The organism is Zoogloea sp. 1C4, from assembly GCF_009469605.1.
In the GTDB taxonomy this organism is placed as follows: domain Bacteria; phylum Pseudomonadota; class Gammaproteobacteria; order Burkholderiales; family Rhodocyclaceae; genus Zoogloea; species Zoogloea oryzae.
In genome coordinates this window covers 29,883-47,460 of sequence record NZ_SSXU01000002.1, presented here as the reverse complement: position 1 = coordinate 47,460, position 17,578 = coordinate 29,883, and the positions used below count along the sequence as shown (strand labels likewise).

At 67.9% G+C, this 17,578-nt stretch carries 19 protein-coding genes; 3 read left to right on the top strand and 16 right to left on the bottom strand.

All coding sequences use genetic code 11. The features are described from left to right. Positions 1-10: 10 nt before the first annotated feature. The 7 genes from GH681_RS02755 to flgB form a co-directional block, all read right to left on the bottom strand. Complete coding sequence (locus GH681_RS02755) at positions 11-688, bottom strand: flagellar basal body L-ring protein FlgH (protein ID WP_153160228.1); 678 nt, start codon at positions 686-688, stop codon at positions 11-13. A 25-nt stretch (positions 689-713) separates the two neighbouring features. Further along, on the bottom strand, positions 714-1,496 hold the full coding sequence (gene flgG, locus GH681_RS02750; protein ID WP_153159929.1) for a flagellar basal-body rod protein FlgG: 783 nt from the start codon (positions 1,494-1,496) through the stop codon (positions 714-716). 285 nt (positions 1,497-1,781) lie between these two features. Beyond that, positions 1,782-2,522: a flagellar basal-body rod protein FlgF gene (gene flgF / locus GH681_RS02745; RefSeq protein ID WP_153159928.1), complete on the bottom strand. Its 741-nt coding sequence runs from the start codon at positions 2,520-2,522 to the stop codon at positions 1,782-1,784. Between the two features lie 19 nt (positions 2,523-2,541). Continuing rightward, positions 2,542-4,494 (bottom strand): flagellar hook protein FlgE, encoded by a 1,953-nt coding sequence (locus GH681_RS02740; RefSeq protein ID WP_153159927.1) that lies wholly within the window; start codon positions 4,492-4,494, stop codon positions 2,542-2,544. A gap of 13 nt (positions 4,495-4,507) precedes the next feature. After that, positions 4,508-5,188 carry a flagellar hook assembly protein FlgD gene (locus tag GH681_RS02735; protein WP_153159926.1) on the bottom strand — a complete coding sequence of 227 codons (681 nt, stop codon included), beginning with the start codon at positions 5,186-5,188 and terminating at the stop codon, positions 4,508-4,510. Positions 5,189-5,212: 24 nt separating this feature from the next. Beyond that, on the bottom strand, positions 5,213-5,623 hold the full coding sequence (gene flgC, locus GH681_RS02730; RefSeq protein ID WP_153159925.1) for a flagellar basal body rod protein FlgC: 411 nt from the start codon (positions 5,621-5,623) through the stop codon (positions 5,213-5,215). 10 nt (positions 5,624-5,633) lie between these two features. Beyond that, on the bottom strand, positions 5,634-6,038 hold the full coding sequence (gene flgB / locus GH681_RS02725; protein ID WP_153159924.1) for a flagellar basal body rod protein FlgB: 405 nt from the start codon (positions 6,036-6,038) through the stop codon (positions 5,634-5,636). A gap of 337 nt (positions 6,039-6,375) precedes the next feature. On the opposite strand from flgB, the gene flgA reads away from it, so the two are divergent. The 3 genes from flgA (at position 6,376) to GH681_RS02710 (ending at position 7,948) form a co-directional block, all read left to right on the top strand. Further along, complete coding sequence (gene flgA, locus GH681_RS02720; protein WP_228111759.1) at positions 6,376-7,062, top strand: flagellar basal body P-ring formation chaperone FlgA; 687 nt, start codon at positions 6,376-6,378, stop codon at positions 7,060-7,062. Positions 7,063-7,153: 91 nt separating this feature from the next. Next, positions 7,154-7,465: a flagellar biosynthesis anti-sigma factor FlgM gene (gene flgM / locus GH681_RS02715; RefSeq protein WP_153159923.1), complete on the top strand. Its 312-nt coding sequence runs from the start codon at positions 7,154-7,156 to the stop codon at positions 7,463-7,465. 6 nt (positions 7,466-7,471) lie between these two features. Then, positions 7,472-7,948 carry a flagella synthesis protein FlgN gene (locus GH681_RS02710; RefSeq protein WP_153159922.1) on the top strand — a complete coding sequence of 159 codons (477 nt, stop codon included), beginning with the start codon at positions 7,472-7,474 and terminating at the stop codon, positions 7,946-7,948. Positions 7,949-8,047: 99 nt separating this feature from the next. On the opposite strand, the gene motD is transcribed toward GH681_RS02710, so the two are convergent. The 9 genes from motD to GH681_RS02665 form a co-directional block, all read right to left on the bottom strand. Further along, complete coding sequence (motD, locus tag GH681_RS02705) at positions 8,048-8,908, bottom strand: flagellar motor protein MotD (protein ID WP_153159921.1); 861 nt, start codon at positions 8,906-8,908, stop codon at positions 8,048-8,050. Positions 8,909-8,912: 4 nt separating this feature from the next. Beyond that, positions 8,913-9,653, bottom strand: coding sequence for a flagellar motor protein (locus tag GH681_RS02700; protein WP_153159920.1), 741 nt, complete (start codon positions 9,651-9,653; stop codon positions 8,913-8,915). A 20-nt stretch (positions 9,654-9,673) separates the two neighbouring features. Continuing rightward, positions 9,674-10,447, bottom strand: a complete 774-nt coding sequence (locus GH681_RS02695) for an RNA polymerase sigma factor FliA (RefSeq protein ID WP_153159919.1) — start codon at positions 10,445-10,447, stop codon at positions 9,674-9,676. 119 nt (positions 10,448-10,566) lie between these two features. Then, positions 10,567-11,352: a flagellar FleN gene (locus GH681_RS02690; RefSeq protein ID WP_153159918.1), complete on the bottom strand. Its 786-nt coding sequence runs from the start codon at positions 11,350-11,352 to the stop codon at positions 10,567-10,569. A 1-nt stretch (position 11,353) separates the two neighbouring features. Further along, positions 11,354-12,895: a flagellar biosynthesis protein FlhF gene (gene flhF / locus GH681_RS02685; RefSeq protein WP_153159917.1), complete on the bottom strand. Its 1,542-nt coding sequence runs from the start codon at positions 12,893-12,895 to the stop codon at positions 11,354-11,356. Between the two features lie 170 nt (positions 12,896-13,065). Then, positions 13,066-15,153 carry a flagellar biosynthesis protein FlhA gene (flhA, locus tag GH681_RS02680; protein WP_153159916.1) on the bottom strand — a complete coding sequence of 696 codons (2,088 nt, stop codon included), beginning with the start codon at positions 15,151-15,153 and terminating at the stop codon, positions 13,066-13,068. A gap of 117 nt (positions 15,154-15,270) precedes the next feature. Then, entirely contained in the window at positions 15,271-15,594 is a 324-nt protein-coding gene (locus GH681_RS02675) for a hypothetical protein (RefSeq protein WP_153159915.1), read from the bottom strand. Between the two features lie 126 nt (positions 15,595-15,720). Then, the gene (gene flhB / locus GH681_RS02670; protein ID WP_153159914.1) at positions 15,721-16,869 is read right to left on the bottom strand and encodes a flagellar biosynthesis protein FlhB; all 1,149 of its coding nucleotides are present in this window, start codon (positions 16,867-16,869) and stop codon (positions 15,721-15,723) included. 255 nt (positions 16,870-17,124) lie between these two features. Continuing rightward, entirely contained in the window at positions 17,125-17,430 is a 306-nt protein-coding gene (locus GH681_RS02665; protein ID WP_153159913.1) for a DUF3135 domain-containing protein, read from the bottom strand. Positions 17,431-17,578 lie beyond the last annotated feature (148 nt).

The window sequence follows — 17,578 nt, the reverse complement described above, 5'->3', positions numbered from 1 at the left end:
ACGGCAGTCCTCAGAACGGCATGGCGGTGAGGAAGAAGCGCTGCATCCAGCCCATGGTCTGGACTTCGTCCAGATAGCCGTTGGCGCGATATTCGACGCGGGCGTCGGCCACCTGGGTGGATTGCACGGTGTTGGCGCCGGTCACATAGACCGGATTGACGACCCCGGAGAAGCGGATGAACTCGTTGCCCTGATTGACGGCGATCTGCTTCTCGCCGGAGACGAGCAGGTTGCCGTTGGGCAGCACCTCGATCACCGTGGTGGTGATGGTGCCGGTGAAGGTGTTGTTGGCGGCGGCGTCGCCCTTGCCGCCAAACTTGGTGGCGTCGGAGGCGGTGGCGTCGAGGCCGGCGAGGCCCTTGAGCGGCAGCTTGTCCATCGCCGAGATCGACGCCGACAGGCTGGCGCTGCGCTCGGCGGCGGTGGAGGATTTCTTGCTGGCGGCGGTGGATTCGACCAGATTGACGGTGATCACGTCGCCGATGAAGCGGGCGCGGCGGTCCTCGAACAGCGGCCGCGAGAAGTTGGGCTGGAAGATCGCGCCGGGCTGGGACGCCAGGGCCGTGCGCGGCTCGGGGCGCACGCTCATGGGCTGATGCACGGCGGTCGGGGGCGTGGCCTGGAGGGCGGCACAACCGGCCAGGGCGGCCGCGGCCAGCACCGGAACAAGTTGCCGGACGGTCTTCATCATCATCGTTCTCCGCGCGCCGCGATTACAGCGAGGTGAGCTTGCCGAGCATGGCGTCGGACGTGGACACGGCCTTCGAGTTGATCTCGTAGGCGCGCTGGGTCTGGATCATCAGCACCAGCTCTTCGGCCACGTTGACGTTGGAGGTTTCCACGTAGGTCTGGTTGAGCACGCCGACGCCGTTGGTGCCCGGGGTGTTGGGATTGGGCGTGCCGCTGGCGGCGGTTTCGAGATAGAGGTTCTCGCCCATGCTCTGCAGGCCGCCGGGGTTAACAAAGCCCGCCAGCTGGATGTTGCCGATCTGCGACGGCGCGGCCTGGTTGGGCAGCGTCACCGACACCACGCCGTCCTTGCCGATGGTGACCGACAGGGCGTTGGCGGGGATGGTGATCGCCGGCTGCAGCGGGTAGCCGCTGGAGGTGACGATCTGGCCGTTGGCGTCCTTCTGGAAGGCGCCGTCGCGGGTGTAGGCGGTGGTGCCGTCGGGCAGCAGGATCTGGAAGAAACCGTCGCCCTGCACCGCCACGTCGAGGGCGTTGCCGGTCTGGGTGAGGTTGCCCTGGGTGTGGATGCGCTCGGTGGCGATGGGGCGCGCGCCGGTACCGATCTGCAGGCCGGAGGGGATCGTCGTCTGCTGGGTGGACTGGGCGCCCGGCTGGCGCAGGTTCTGGTAGAGCAGATCCTCGAACACCGCCCGGGAGCGCTTGAAGCCGTTGGTGGCCACGTTGGCCAGGTTGTTGGAGATGACGTCGAGCTGCGTCTGCTGGGCGTCGAGACCGGTTCGGGCAATCCAGAGGGCGCGGATCATCGTGGGCTCCTGTACTTCGGGCGTCGCCGGCGGGGGCGACAGGGTTGGCCGCTTCAATGCGGCAGGGTCATCCTATCCTTTGCAAGTCCTGTTCCAGCCCCGGAGAAGGTGGTGAAAAGGCTGTCAATTCAGGGGGAAAGCACGATCCGGCAAGAATCCGCGGGGGCCACCGGCAGCCACCCCGGAAAATCTTGCCGGAGGGCGGCAGCACCGCCGAAATGAAAACGCCTGCCGGTGATCCGGCAGGCGCTGGGATGGAAGGATGGCCCAGCCGGCGCGGGCCGGTCAGCTCTTGGCGACGAGCTGACCGGCGGAGCGGTCCATTTCCTGGGCGGTGGACAGCATCTTGGTCTGCATCTCGTACTGGCGGGCCAGGGAGATCATCGAGACCATCTGCTCGACCACATTGACGTTGCTGCCTTCGAGGTAGCCTGAGGCGACGCGCACGGCCGGGTCGGCCGGGGCGGCGGCGCCGTTGGCGGTGCGGAAGAAGCCGTCGCCGCCGCGCTTGAGATCGGCCTCCGGCGGGTTGACGAGCTTGAGCTGGTCCACCGCGCTGGTGCTGTTGCGGGCGCCGGTGCGCGGCACCGTGGAGATGGTGCCGTCGGAGCCGATCGCCACTTCGACGTCGGGGGGCACGGTGATCGGGCCACCGGTGCCCAGCACCGGCAGGCCGCCGCGGGTCTGCAGGATGCCGTTGGCGCTCACTTCGAAGTTGCCGTTGCGGGTGTAGCCCTCGGTGCCGTCAGGCATCTGCACCGCAAACCAGCCCTTGCCCTGGATCGCCATGTCCAGGTTGCGGTTGGTGTGCTGGAGCGGGCCGGGGGTGAGGTCGTCGGCCACGCTGGCATCGGCCACGAAGGCGCGGGTGGGCATCGGGGCGTTCTGCACCTGCACCGCGCGCAGCTTGTGGAGCTCGGTCTTGAAGCCGGTGCTGGTGGCGTTGGCCAGGTTGTGGGCCACCGCCGCCTCCTGCCCCATGGTGGCGGAGGCGCCGGTCATTGCGGTGTAGATCAGGCGGTCCATGGCGGGCTCCCTGGGTTAATCAGCGCAGGTTCACCAGGGTCTGCAGCACCTGGTCCTGGGTCTTGATGGACTGGGCGTTGGCCTGGTAGGCGCGCTGCTGGGTGATCATGTTGACCAGCTCGGAGGTGAGATCCACGTTGGATTCTTCGATGGCGGCCGACTGGAGCACGCCCAGGGTGCCGGTGCCCGGCGCAGCGCCGGCACCGTCCACCGCGCCGGCGTCCGGCGTCCATTGCCACTGGTTACCGCCCACCGACACCAGGCCGTTGGGGTTGCGGAAGTTGGTCAGCAGCACCTGGCCCATCGTGCGGGACTGGCCGTTGCTGAAGTTGCCGAGGATGGTGCCGTCGGCCTCGACGGTGAGGCCCGACAGCGAACCCGGCTTGTAACCGTTCTGGCTCAGCTTGGCGACGCCGAAGCTGTTGCCGAACTGGGTGGAGTTGGTCAGATCGACGGTGACGGTGAGCGCCTTGGTGGCGCCGGTGGTCACGGTGTAGGAGGTGGAGATCGTCTTGGGCGTGAGCAGGCCACCGTTGGAGTCGAAGCTGACGGTGGTGGGGCTGTGCAGGCCGGTGGCCGGGTCGATCTCGGGCGGGAAGCCGCCATCCAGGCTGGTGTAGACATCCCACTTGTTGGCCTGAGCCGTCTTCACGAAGTACAGCGACTGGGTGTGCGGGTTGCCCAGGGAGTCGTACACCGTCTGGGACGTGGTGCTGGTGTAGCTGGCCGGGTCGGTGATGCTGAAGCCGCCGGTGTTGGCGGTGGCGGCAAAGGTGGGGATGCCGAGGGTGGTGCCGGCGAGCGTGCCGGAGCCGTCGGACACGACGATCTTCGACGTGCCGCCGGCCGTGGCCGAGCTGAAGGTGATGGCGTCGGAGGGGTTGGTGCCGACGACGACCTTGCCCCGGAGGCCGGAGGAGCCCGCGCCGGTTGCATCCACCGCAGCCTGCAGCGCGGTGGCCAGCACGGCCGCCGTGGCGTAGGTACCGGCCGGCACGGAGACGGCAACCGCCGAACCACCATCGACCGCGATGTTCATGACCGACGCCGGGATGGTGAGCGGGTAGGCAGGGACGACCGTGCCCGTGAGGCTGGCGTAGGTGGCGTTGCTGCCGCTCACCGACATGATGGCCGTCGCGGTCGGCGCGAGGTTCAGCTGCATGGCGGCGTTGCCGCTCACGTCCAGGCTGGAGAGTCGGCCGCCGTGGGTCGAGTTGAGGGTGATGATGCCGCTGCTGTCGCTGGAGGCGGTGACCCGGCCCTTGAGGGTGGTCTGGTCGATGGCGGTCTGGATTGCGGCGACCAGCGAGCTGGTGTCGGTGTAGGTGCTGGCGGCGATCTTGGCCGTGGCGGTGGTCTCGCCGTCGACGGTGATCGTCAGGTCGTTGTTGGCGGCGGTGAAGCTCAGCGGCGCGGACGACGAGACGGGCGTGCTCGTGCCCTTCAGGAGCGCCTGGGTCAGGGACTTGGGCGACGCAGAGCGGGAATCCAGATTGACGGTGTAGCCCGCGTCGGTGGTGGCTTTCGGATCGGCATCGCCGAAGCTCAGCTGGATATCGCCGCCCACACCGGAGGGCAGGCCCTTGGCGTCGTAGGTGTTGCCGGTGAGGCGCAGGCCGCTGGAATTGACCACGTAGCCTTCCTTGTCCACATGGAACTGGCCGTTGCGGCTGTAGGTGATGGTGCCGCTGTCGCTCATCCGGAAGAAGCCGGCGCCATTGACCGCCAGATCGAGCGTGTTGCTGCTGGTGGAGATGTTGCCCTGGGTGAATTGCTGGGACACCTTGTTCACCGACGCGCCGATACCGACCTGGGTGGCGCTGCCGGCCGACAGCGACGCAGCGAAGACGTCCGCAAACTGGGCCGAGGCTTCCTTGAAGCCGACGGTGCCCGAGTTGGACACGTTGTTGCTGATGGCGTCGAGGGCCTTGGAAGCGATGGAAAGACCGCTCAAACCTTGCTGGAATGCCATTTTCTGTCTCCGCTTAGAGAATCTGCTTGATGTCGGCGAGGCTCACCAGACCGCTGCCCACGTCGAGGGACACGCTGCCGCTGCTGGTACGCAGGACGCTGTTCACCGTGGAGATCTGGAGCGCGACGGGCTTCAGGGTGGTGTCACCCCGGGTCGCGGCCACGCTGATGGTGTAGTTGCCGCTGGCGGCCTGGGCGCCATTGGTGGTGAGGCCGTCCCACGAGAAGTTGTGCACGCCGGCGTCCGCATCGCCCAGTTCGAGCTTGCGCACTTCGAGGCCGTTGGCATCCTTGATCGTCACCGTCACCTTGTCGGCCGCGCTGGGCAGCTCGAAGCCGCCGTAGGTCTTGCTGCCGCTGGTGAGGCTGAGGCTGTTGCCAGCGACCATCACGCCCTTGCCGACCAGCCCCGCGGCCTGCAGCACTTCGCTGGACTGGCTGTTCTGGAGCATCGAGGCGAGGGTGGTGTTGAGCTTGTCGAGGCCATTGACCGTCTCGATCTGGGCCATCTGCGAGGTCATCTGGGCGTTGTCGACGGGGTTGAGCGGGTCCTGATTCTTGAGCTGCTCGGTGAGCAGCTTGAGGAAGCGGCTCTGGGCGGCGTCGGTCTTGGACGCGGACGAGCTGGAACCCTTCTGCAGCGCGGCGATGACGTCGGCGGAAGTCGTGGAACCGGTGGAATTGACGGTGCTCATGATTGTTCAGCTTTCGGTGTCTGGTTACTGGCCGATGGCGAGGGTCTTTTCCATCAGGCTCTTGGCCGTGCCCATCATGTCGGCGTTGGTCTGATAGGCGCGGGACGCGGAGATCATGTTGGTCATCTCCTCGACCACATTCACGTTGGGCATCGTCACGTAGCCCTCGGGATTGGCGGCGGGGTTCTTCGGGTCGTACACCATGCGCATCGGGGCGGCGCTCTCGACCACCTGGGTCACCCGCACGCCCTGGGCGGCCACGCCGGCGCCGGGCATCGGGGTGGCGGCAAACACCACCTGCTTGGCCTTGTAGGGCTGGCCGTCGGCACCCACCACGCTGTCGGCGTTGGCCAGGTTGCTGGCGGTGGTGTTGAGGCGCATCGACTGGGCGTGAAGCGCCGAACCGGCCACCTGGAAGACGTTGAGCATGCTCATGGCGCTCTCCTTACTGACCCTGGACGGCCATCTGCATGGAGCGCAGCAGGCCGTTGATGAAGGTGACGCTGGCCTGGTACTGCACCGAGTTCTCGGCAAAGGCGGCGCGCTCGGTGTCCATATTGACCGTGTTGCCATCCACCGCGCCCTGCTCTTCGGTGCGGTACTTGAGGCTGGCTTCCAGCGGGCTGGCGGCGGCGCCGGCGATATGGCGCTTGGCGGTGGTCTTGAGGGGCAGGCCGCTGGTCGCGCCGCCGAGGGCACCCGCCAGGGCTTCGCGGAAATCCACGTCGCGGGCCTTGAAGTTGGGCGTGTCGGCGTTGGCGATGTTGGAGGCGATCACCTGCTGGCGGTAGGCACGGGCATTCAGTGCGGTCTGGTGGAAGCGCAGCGTTTCGTCCAGTCGGTTCGTCATCTCTGCCAAGTCCTCAAGTTTGTCGCCGTGTCCGCCGTAAGTTTTTGCAGACTGGCTGGCAGCTACACCTTTGCAGCTTCCGTGCCAGTCATCTTATGAGCCGCCCGGCCCCGTCGATGGGCCGAACAGGCGGCAATTCGCGCCCCAATTCCCATCCCTGGCTCCGGGTTTTGCCTCCCCGCCCCTGCCGCTGCGGCAAAGTTTGCCGGCATCTGCCGCCTCGCCGGCACGCCTGCCGGCCAGCCCGAATAAGGCCGGGAAAGCGTCTCTGTTTCTGCCGCCGGAGCAGGCGCCCACATGTTCCAATGGCGCCATCGAACTTCTCCACGCCCGCGCCGTGACCCGCCTGATTCCCCTCCTCCTCGTACTGCTCTGCCTCGCCACGCCGGCCTTCGCCCGCCAGGACGCCGCGCCGGTGCGGGCCGAGGTGGGCCGCTTCCTGGCCACGCAGACCCGCAGCCTGTCGGGCGAGGTGAGCATTCAGGTGGGCGAGTTCAGCGCCGACAACCAGCTTGCGCCCTGCCTCCAGCTCGAAGCCTTCCTGCCGCCCAACGGCCGCGCGTGGGGGCGGATCTCGGTGGGCGTGCGCTGTCTGGCGCCCGTCAGCTGGTCGGCGTGGGTGCCGGCCGACGTGCGCGTGAAGGGCCCTTACGTGGTCACCAACGGGCCGCTGGCTGCCGGCCAGATCGTCAGCCCGGGCGACCTGCGCGTCGAATCGGGCGAACTCACCGCGATGGCCGCCGACGTGATCACCGACCCGACCCAGGCCATCGGCCAGGCGGCGCGGATCAGCCTCGGCGCGGGGCGTCCGCTGGCCACCAGCCACCTGCGCCAGCAGCCCGCGGTAATGCAGGGCCAGCCGGTCAAGGTCGTCTCCGGCGGCGCCGGATTCCAGGTGGCCAACGACGGCGTGGCCCTCAGTTCGGCCAGCAACGGCCAGGCCGCCCAGGTGCGCCTGTCGAACGGACAGGTCGTGCGGGGCATTGCCCGCAGCGGAGGCGTAGTCGAAATCACGCTGCCATGAAACCGCACCCATCCCGAAGGACTCCAATGGGTTAAAGTTTCATCTCCACGAGTCGTATACCCAGTCGACTTATGGATGAAAGGGCAATGCCGTGAAGATCGATAACTCTGTCAAAGCGACCAGCAATCTGCCGTCCGGCGAAGGCCGCGCACGTGCTGCCAAGGAATCACCGAAGACTCAGGATTCCGCGGGTGGCGAACGGGTCGAACTGTCGTCCCTGTCTGCGCGCCTGCAGCAGATGGAAGAAACCATCGCCAACACCCCCGTGGTGGATAGCGCAAAGGTGGACGAGATCAAACAGGCGATGAGCGAAGGGCGCTTCAAGGTGGACACCGAAAAGGTGGCCGACGGCCTCATCGACAGCGTGCGTCAGATGCTGAACGCACAAACCGCCAAGGCGTAAGCGGGCATGGCCGTCGATCCCGGCTTCCACGCTCGCCTCGCCCAGCTCATCCAGGACGAGCGCCGCGGCATGCGCGGCTTCGTCGCCCTGCTTGAGCGGGAAGAGGCCTTGCTGGTGCACAGCCAGATTGACGCACTCGCTCTGCTTGCCGAAGAAAAGACCGCGCTCTACCGCGCCCTCCAGCGCCTGTCCGACGACCGGGTGGTGATGTTTGCCCGCCTCGGCGCGAAGGTCACGAACGAGAACATCCGCATCGTGCTCGCCAGCAATCCCGAAGCCCTCGCGGCCTGGGAAGACGTGGTTGCCCTGGCCGAAGAAGCCAAGGAACGCAACCGGGTCAATGGCCAGCTGATCACCCAGCGCCTGCAGAACAACCAGCAGGCCCTCACGACCCTCCTCGCCGCCGCGGAGCACCCGCAGATCTACGGCCCGGACGGTCAGTCCCGCCCCACCGCCGGCAGCCGCCACTTCGGTTCGGTCTGATCCGCCCGGCGGATCGTCTTCAGCAATTTCATCCAGCCACGGGTTTGATCGCCGCCCGGCGTTGTTGCGTCCATGCGTGGCAAGACGCGGAGCCTAGCCCTACTGCGCCGGCTGGGGCTTTGCTTCGGCCTCGGGCGCAACCGGCACCGGCGGCGCCGCATCGGATGGCAGGATCGAATCGGCGATGCCGGACGCCCTCACCTTCGGCTGCACCTCAGGCTCGACCACCCGCGATTCGATCAGGATCGTCACCCGCCGGTTGCGGGCGCGCCCCTCGGGCGTGAGGTTGTCGGCCACCGGCCGCTGGTCGCCGTAGCCGGCAGCGGTCAGCCGCGCTGGCCGTACGCCGCTTTCCACAAACAGTCGCACCACGCTCGACGCCCGCACGGCCGAGAGCTCCCAGTTGGAGGGGAAAGCCGCGGTGGCGATGGGAATCGTATCGGTGTGACCTTCGACGGTGATCGGAAACTCCGCCGGCGCCACCACCTGCCCCACCGCCCGCAGGGCCGTGACGGCATCGCGGCCGAGCTGGGCCTCGCCGGGATTGAACAGCACGCTGGCGTTGATCTCGACGGTGATGCCGAAGGCGCCCTCGGTCACCCGCACCTGGCCATCGGCCACCAGTGGGGCGAGCACCTTGCGGATCTCCTCGGCCATGTTTTTGACTCGCTCGGCCTTGGCCTTGCGCGCCTCTTCCACCTCGGGGCTGGGCGGCGGTGGGCTGGGACGGATCGACGGAATCGGGGCGGACGACATCTGGGCGTTGTTGGACTGCACGCCGAGCTTGCGGAAGGCGTTCACCACCGAGTCGGACATGATCCGGTACTTGCCCTCGTTGATGGACGAGAGCGAATACATCACCACGAAGAAGGCGAACAGCAGGGTGATGAAGTCGGCGTAGGAGACGAGCCAGCGCTCGTGGTTCTCGTGCTCGTCCTCGTGCTTGCGGCGCCGCGCCATCGCCCTACCCCGCGTAGCCCTTGAGGCGGCTCTCGATGATGCGCGGGTTGTCGCCGTTGGCAATGCCGACCAGGCCATCCACCAGCATCTCGCGCATTGAGGTGAGGGTGCCGATCACGCCGAGCAGCTTCTTCGAGACCGGCAGGAAGATCAGGTTGGCCGAACCGACGCCGTAGATGGTCGCCACAAAGGCCACCGCGATGCCGGAGCCGAGCTTGGAGGGATCCGAGAGGTTTTCCATCACGTGGATAAGGCCCATCACCGCGCCCAGGATGCCGATGGTCGGCGCGTAGCCGCCGGCGGCTTCCCAGATCTTGGCGCCCTGCTTCATCTGGCCTTCCCAGGTGTCGATCTCGACCTCGAGCACCTCGCGCAGGCGATCGGGTTCGACGCCATCGACCAGCAGCTGAAGGCCCTTCTGGATGAACGGATCGTCGATGGCGGGGATCTGGCTTTCGAGCGCCAGCAGGCCTTCCTTGCGGGCCACGTTGCTCCACCTGACCACTTCGGCGATCAGCGCATCGTGATCCAGCCTGGGCGGCACGAAGACCCAGCGGACCATCTGCATGCCCAGCCGGAAGACCTTGAGCGAGCTTTGCAGCATCACCGCGCCGAGGGTGCCGCCAATGACGATGAGAAAGGCCGTCGGCTGGATCAACGAGCCGACGTGACCACCCTCGAGCACCTGCCCGACGAGGATCGCGGCCAGCGCGAGGGTGATGCCGATCAGGCTGATGCTGTCCATGGAAACGCCCCGGGCCCGGTTCAGCCGGCGGCCGGGCGACGGCCGCGGCCGCGCCCCTCACCCTTGGCCTTGGGCGCCGTCTGGATCGCGCCGGAGATGCGCGAGCGCAGGCGGGCGATGGCCTGGCTGTGGAGCTGGCACACGCGGGATTCGGAGACGCCGAGCACCTCGCCGATTTCCCGCAGGTTCATGTCCTGTTCGTAGTAGAGGCCCATCACGGTCTTCTCCCGCTCGGGCAGGTCGTCGATGGCCTTGATGAGCACGTCGCGCATGTTGCTGTCGAGGAGCAGCGTGAGCGGGTCGTTGCCCTCGAGGGTGATGTGGCGTTCGAGGTAGTCGTCGTCGCCCTCGCCGCTGAAATCCTCGAAGTACACCAGCTGATAGCCGCGGGCCTCCTGCAGCATGTGCTGGTATTCGGCCAGGGGCACGCCCAGGGAATCGGCCAGTTCGGCCTCGGTGGGATGCCGCCCGTTGGCCTGTTCGAGCTGGTGCACCGCCGCCTCGATGCGCCGCATGTCCCGGCGCAGGCTGCGGGGTAGCCAGTCGTTCTCGCGCAGGCCGTCGAGCATCGAGCCACGGATGCGCTGCACCGCGTAGGTCTCGAACTGCGCGCCGAGGCCTTCTTCGTAGCGGTTGATGGCGTCGAGCAGGCCCAGCATGCCGTTCTGGATGATGTCTTCCACCTGTACGCTGGCCGGAAGCTTGGCCATCAGGTGATTGGCAATGCGCTTGACCAGCGGCGCGTACTGGACGACGAGTTGCTCTTTATCGAGGGTGCCGGAAGCGGTGTACATCTTTCGTCTGCTTTCTGGTCGGGTTTTGGAGTCGCGCGGCGCTCACACTACTCATCGGCAACGATAGGCTTTCATGCAGCCGACGACACAAGATTTCACAATTTCACTTTTTGCCGATTTCAACCAGCCACACCGGCCTGGGACGACCAGGCGCGCAGACGGCGGATGAAGGCCTGGGCACCCTCGGCCGGATGACGGGCACCGAGGGGCGTGGTCATGGCGTCGGCCAGGGGGTCGCGCTCCACCTCGCCGCGCCACACCAGGGGCAGCCCCACGTGACGGGCGGTGAAGTCGTTGAGGCTGGCAAAGAGCGCGGTGGCGTCGGCCCGGTCGCGGGCGCCGCTGACGGCGATCTCCAGCGATCCGGCGCCGGCCGCGGCCAGGCCCTTGATCCACTGACACGCACCGCGGGCACCAACGCCACTCGCCTCCACCACCAGCAGGCGACGGCCGGCGGCGCGGGCGAAGGGGGTGAGGCTGCGCACGTCGCCGACGGTGTGGATCGCCAGCAGGTCGGCACGGCGCTGGAGTTCGGCGATGCCGGCTTCGAGGCGGGCGTGCTGGGTCTCGTCGAGGAGCGGCACTGCCAGCACGGTGGCGGCGGCCGGCACGACCCACAGCCCGTCGGCGACTTCGCGCATGGTCTCGGTCACGTCGTGCTGCCCTTGCAGGGCGCCCAGCAGGTCGCCGCCGTCGGGGTAGCCGAAGGCCGCCAGCAGGGAGCCGCGGTCGGGCGCGTGTTCGTCGATGGCCACCACCCGGCGGGCCCCTTCGGTGAGCGCGGTGAGGGTCTGGACAGCCAGATCCCGCGGCGAGCGGCCCGAGGTGAACAAGGCCACCACGGCCGACGGGGTGCGGCGGAACAGGCGGCGAAGGCCGGCGGCCTGATCGGAGGCGTGGAGCATCTCAAAGCCCTCCGCGCAGCTGGGCCACCCCGGTCTGCCCCGCGTTGGCCATCATCAGGCCGGCTTCGAGGGGGTCGAGCCGAAAGGGCGAGTTGGCCGGCAGTTCGCGCAGCGCCTGATCGAGGAGCGCATCGCGGTCGGGCAGGTGGAGGTCTTCCGGCACGCGCTGGCCGTTGGCGACGTAATACACATTGACCTGGTGGCGCACGGCCACGTCGAGCACCGGCGCGAGGGACATGGCTTCGTCCATCTTGGTGAGGATCACGCCGGAGAGGTCGTCGCCGCCGTAGGCATTGACCACGTCGTCAAGGGTGTCGCCGCGGCTGGTGGCGTTGAGCAGCAGCAGGCGCGACACCTTGCCGGCGCCGGTGAGCATGGCGGCCTGCTCGGCGACCATCTTGTCGCGCTGGCTCATGCCCATGGTGTCGATCAGCACCATGTGCTTGTCGCGCAGGCTGGCGAGGGTTTCGCGCAGGTCGTTGGCGTCGCGCACCACATAAACCGGCACGCCGAGGATGCGGCCGTAGATGCGCAGCTGTTCGTGGGCGCCGATCCGGTAGCTGTCGGTGGTGATCAGGGCCAGCTTGTCGGCGCCGTGGCGCACCACGCAGCGGGCGGCGAGCTTGGCGGTGGTGGTGGTCTTGCCGACGCCGGTGGGGCCGACGAGGGCGAACACGCCGCCCCGGTCGATGATGTCGGCGTCGCAGTCCATGGCGCGGAAGCGCCGGGCGAGCTCGGCGTGGAGCAGGCGGTGGGCTTCTTCGGGGGCTTCGTCCTCGGGCACGCTCTCGGCCAGTTCGCGGGCCAGCACGGCGGAGAAGCCGGCTTCCAGCAGATCACCGATCAGGCGGGCGCGGCCAGGGGCGCTGCGGCTCAGTTCGCCCCAGGCAAAGCCGGCGAGCTGGCGTTCGATCATGCCGCGGATGGCGGCCAGTTCGTTGGCCATCTGGGAGTTGGCGGATTCGAGGGCGCGGATGCGGGCTTCTTCCTCGATGCCGGCGGGGCGCTGGCGGGCCGGCTCGGGGGCGCGGGGTGCGGCGGCGTCGCTGCGCAGGGGCGAACGGGGCTGGGCCGGCGCCGGCGCGCGGGGCGCCTCGGCGGGCGGGCGGCGCACCTGGCTGGAGGCGGCATTGAACACGTCGCGGTTGAGCTCGACCCGCGGCGGGTTGAAGGGCTGCATTTCGGGGGCGCGGGGCGCGGCCGGACGGGGCTGGGCCACCGGCGCAGGCGCGGGCGACGGAGCCGGACGGTTGGCGGCGGCAGCGCGGGACAGGCTGACGCGGAAGTCGTCGTCGAAGAAATCCGGCGCAGGAGCAGGCGCGGGGGCAGCCGCCACCGGGGCGGGCGCAGGGGCGGCAGCGGCGGCCTGGGCCTGGCTGCGGGCGCGCTGCAGGCTCGCCACATCGCCGGCCGGCAAGGCGAGGATCTCGACGCCGCCATTGGCCGCACGGTTGGCAAGCACCACGGCATCCGGACCGAGGTCGTCCTTCAGCATGCGAAGGGCCTCGCGGGCGGTTTTTGCAAAGTAGCGCTTGACGTTCATGCTCCTGTCTCCGGGGGTACGAAGGCTTTCACGGGATCGGCGTGGGCACTTCGGTACGTTTGATTATCCGTAGCCGGCCGTCTTTCGATGGCCGGGAAAAGACAGGTTTTAGGGTGCTATTCCTTCAGCGAACCCCAATGACGCCCATTTCGGGCGTCGTGCAGGCGAGGTCAGGCGGTGGGAGAGATCATCGCCGAGACGCGGATCAGGCGGGTCTCGGGCACTTCGGAGTTGGCCACCACCTTGAGGGTGGGCACGCTGCGGCGCAGGAAGCGCGACAGCAGCCAGCGCAGCGGCGCCGGCACCAGCAGCACCGGCGGCAGGCCGATGTCTTCCATGCGCTGGGCGGCAGCGGCGGTTTCGCGCAGCAGGGTGTCGGCGAGGCCCGGCTCGATGGCGCCGCCTTCCGGCCCGCCGCCGCCCATGGCCTGCATCAGCACCCGCTCGAGGCCCGGATCGAGGGCCATCACCTGCACCTCGCCGCTGCCCGGGAAGAGGCTCTGGACGATCGCCCGGCCCAGGGCCTGGCGCACGCGGGACGTGAGTTCCAGCGGGTCCTGGACCCGCGGCGCGAACTCGGCCAGCACCTCGACGATGGAGCGCATGTCGCGGATGTTGACGCCTTCGTCGAGGAGGTTCTGCAGCACCCGCTGCACGGTGGCCAGCGGCAGCAGCTTGGGCACCAGGTCTTCCACCAGCTTGGGGCTGTCCTTGGCGATGTGGTCGAGGAGCGCCTGGGTCTCGGCGCGGCCGAGGAGCTCCGGCGCGTGGCTGAGGATCAGGTGGTTGAGGTGGGTCGCCACCACGGTGCTGGCGTCCACCACGGTGTAGCCCAACGCGTGGGCCTGCTCCCGCTGGCTGGCGTCGATCCACACCGCCGGCAGGCCGAAGGCCGGATCGGTGGTCTCGCGGCCGGCGAGCGGGCCGGACACCCGCCCCGGGTTGATCGCCATGAACTGCCCGGGAAACGCGCTGCCGGTGCCGATCTCGACGCCCTTCAGCACGATGCGGTAGGCGTTGGGCTTGAGCTCCAGGTTGTCGCGGATATGCACCGGCGCGGCAAGGAAGCCGATGTCCCGCGCGAACTTCTTGCGCAGGCCGCGGATGCGCTTGAGGAGCTCGCCGTCCTGGCCCTTATCGACCATCGGGATCAGCCGGTAGCCCACTTCGAGGCCCAGCACATCCACCGGGGTGACGTCCGACCAGCTGGCTTCCTGGCTCTCGGCCGGCACCACCGGCGCGGCGACGGGGGCCTCTGCCTCTTCGATGGCGGCCTGCTTGATGCCGCCCCGCCAGGCCATGTAGCCCAGCCCGCTGGCCAGCATCAGGAACACGAAGTTGGGCATGCCCGGGATCAGACCGAGGATGCCCAGGATCGCCGCGGTGAGCACCAGCACCTGCGGGTTGGAGAACACCTGGCCGATCACCTGCGACCCCATGTCCCCGTCGTCGCCCACCCGCGACACCACCAGACCGGCCGCCACCGAGATGATCAGCGCCGGCAACTGGGCCACCAGGCCGTCGCCGATGGTCAGCAGGGTGTAGTTGGTGGCCGCCTGACCCAGCTCCATGTTGTGCTGGAGCACGCCGACGATCAGCCCGCCGATCACGTTGATGCCGAGAATCAGGATGCCCGCCACCGCGTCACCGCGGACGAACTTGGACGCACCGTCCATCGCGCCGTAGAAATCCGCCTCCTGGGAGGTCTCGGCCCGGCGCTTCTTGGCTTCCTTTTCGTCGATGAGGCCGGCGTTGAGGTCGGCGTCGATGGCCATCTGCTTGCCGGGCATGGCGTCGAGGGTGAAGCGCGCGCCCACTTCGGCAATCCGCCCGGCGCCCTTGGTGATCACCACGAAGTTGATGACCGTGAGGATGATGAACACCACCAGGCCCACCGCGGTGTTGCCGCCGACAAGGAAGTGGCCGAATGCCTCGATCACCTTGCCCGCCGCGTCGGGGCCAGTGTGGCCTTCGAGCAGCACGATCCGCGTCGAGGCCACGTTGAGCGACAGGCGCAGCAGCGTCGTGACCAGCAGCACCGTGGGGAACACCGAGAAATCCAGCGGCTTCTTGGTGTACATCGCCACCAGCATCACCATCACCGACACCGCGATGTTGAAGGTGAACATCAGGTCAAGCACGAAGGCCGGTAGCGGCAGCACCATCATCGACAGAACGAGGATGATGAGCAGCGGCCCGGCGAGCGTGCGGATGTTGCTCGGGGCGAAAAGGGTGCGCAGGTTCAGACTACTGTTCATGCTCCGGATGGTCGCTCAAGCGACCTCCGGGGAAAGGCCGGAAGTGAGGGGGAAAGGCGGGGTAATTCGGGGGGAGGACGGCAGCGACCTTATGAACACGCAGGCACGCGCCGCGCATCAGCGCCCCTTCGACCGTCTGGCGTAGAGCCACAGGGGTGTGGCACCGATTGCGGCGCCCAGTGGGCTGAAGATTCCGCCGTAGATCACCGAGATGGAGGCGGACGAGATCATCAGCGCCCGCCCTCCATGGCCCTCTGCGAAGGATCGATCCTCCGCGCAGCCGACGGCGACGAAGATAAAGAAGCCGCCGACCGAGCCGATGATGAAGGCCAGACGCCAGACGAGACCGGGGTCGGACTTGCCCGCGCGCAGCACCCACGGGGCGGACAGGGCCACGACGAGAAGCGGGGGGCCCAGGGTGTAGAGGAAAAGGTCAGCCATGATCGCAAAGCCTGCTTGGGGGGCCGGCATTCGGGAGCGAGCGCCGGCTCACGCTTTGAGTCTAGCCTACGCGCATCGTCTGGGACAGGTTGGCCGGGGCACGCCGACGAAGGCGGCCCGCAGCGCTCACTCGGCCCCCTCACCCGTCCCCGGGTCCATGCCCTCGGGCACCGCGAGGGCGCCGGGCACGTCGGGCGGGAGGCCGCCTTCGGCGATCCAGTGGTTGAGCTGGAAGACCCAGGCCATCACTTCGGCGACCACCGTGTAGAGGGCGGCGGGGATCTGCTGTTCGAGCTCGCAGTGGGCAAACAGCGCTCGGGCGAGCGGCGGGGCTTCGAGGATGGGGACGTTGTGCTCGCGGGCCAGTTCGCGGATCTTGCCGGCGACGACATCGGCGCCCTTGGCCACCACGATGGGCGCGCCGGCCCGGTCGGGGTCGTACTTGAGGGCCACGGCGTAGTGGGTCGGGTTGGTGACCACCACGTCGGCGGTGGGCACGTTGCTCATCATGCGGCGGCGGGACATCTCGCGCTGGGCAGCGCGGATGCGCGCCTTGATCTGCGGGTCGCCTTCCTGCTCCTTCATTTCCTGGCGCAGTTCGTCCTTGGTCATGCGCAGGCGGCGGTGGAATTCCCACAGCTGGAAGGGCACGTCGATGGCGGCGATCACCGCCAGGCTGCCGACGATCAGCAGGGCCGACAGCAGCACCAGGCTGGCAAAGTCGTCCATGCTGGTTGCGAGCGGCTGGAGCATCAGGGAGAACAGGTGGTCACGCTCCCGCCACACCACCCACCCCCCCACGCTGGCCACCAGCACCGACTTGAGGGTGGCCTTCACCAGTTCGGCCAGGCCGTGGGTGGAGAACATCCGCCCCAGGCCCTGCAGGGGATCAAGGCGGGTGAGGTCGAACTTGAGCGCACTGGTGGAAAACACCCAGCCGCCCAACAGGAAGGGCGTGACCAGCGCCGCGACCACCGAGGCCAGCAGCAGCGGCGCGATGGTGAGGAGCCCGTCGGTGGCGAGCTGGGCGAGCACCTGCTGCATGCCCTCGGGCTCGAAGGCTTTCTGGCGTTCGAAGTTGAGCCCGCTACGGACGAGCTCCATCATCCGGTGCCCACCCCAGCGCCCCAGCACGTACAGGGCGACCACGCCGACCATCAACGAGATGAAGGTGGCCAGCTCGCGGGAATGGGGAACTTGCCCTTCCTCGCGGGCCTGCTCCAGTCTTCGCGCTGATGCTGATTCTGTTTTTTCGAGGTCGCTGTCTTCAGCCACGGCCCGCTCGACGGTCGTTCAGATGGTGCAACGATACCGGCTTCCGGTGGCGGACAAGGCGACGAACAGATGGGGATTGGAGGGTTAATTCGAGGGAGCGGAGCGTGGGAAATGGTGAGGGGGAATGGGAAATGGGGAGTGGGAAGAGGGGCTGTGCTGATGAGCGGTGCGCCGACGTTTGGCCGCGCCCACTTCCCACTTCCCACTTCCTACTCCCTACTTCCTGCTTCCTCTTACCCGCTCCGCCGTGGCCGTTCAGGCGGTCTGCCCGCTGGCCAGCAGGTCGCGCAGGCCGCTGGTTTCCCGGTGCAGTTCGCCGAGCCTGGCGCTGAGCAGCATCAGCTGGTCTTCGAGGAGGCTGAACAACGCGCGGCTGGCCAGCAGCGGGCTGCCGGCCAGCAGTCGGGTGGCGTCGATGTGGGCCTGGAATTCGGTGAGTTCCTGGGCCTGCTGGGGATGGAGGGCGATGCACTGACGCAGGAGCTGCTCGCGGGCACGAAAGAACCCGGGCGGGTCCTGCTCGGCGAGGTCTTTCCAGTAATCGAAGTCGAAGTCACCCATCTGCGCTCTCCCGGCCCATCCAGGCTCCGGTGCCGGAACGGCAGCGGGCGGGGGCGGTCAGGAACGATCCTAACCGAGCCCCGCCCTGGGTCGAGCGGCGAAATTCACGCCATCTTGTTGCAGAGTGTTGCGCTGTGGAGGATGTCTC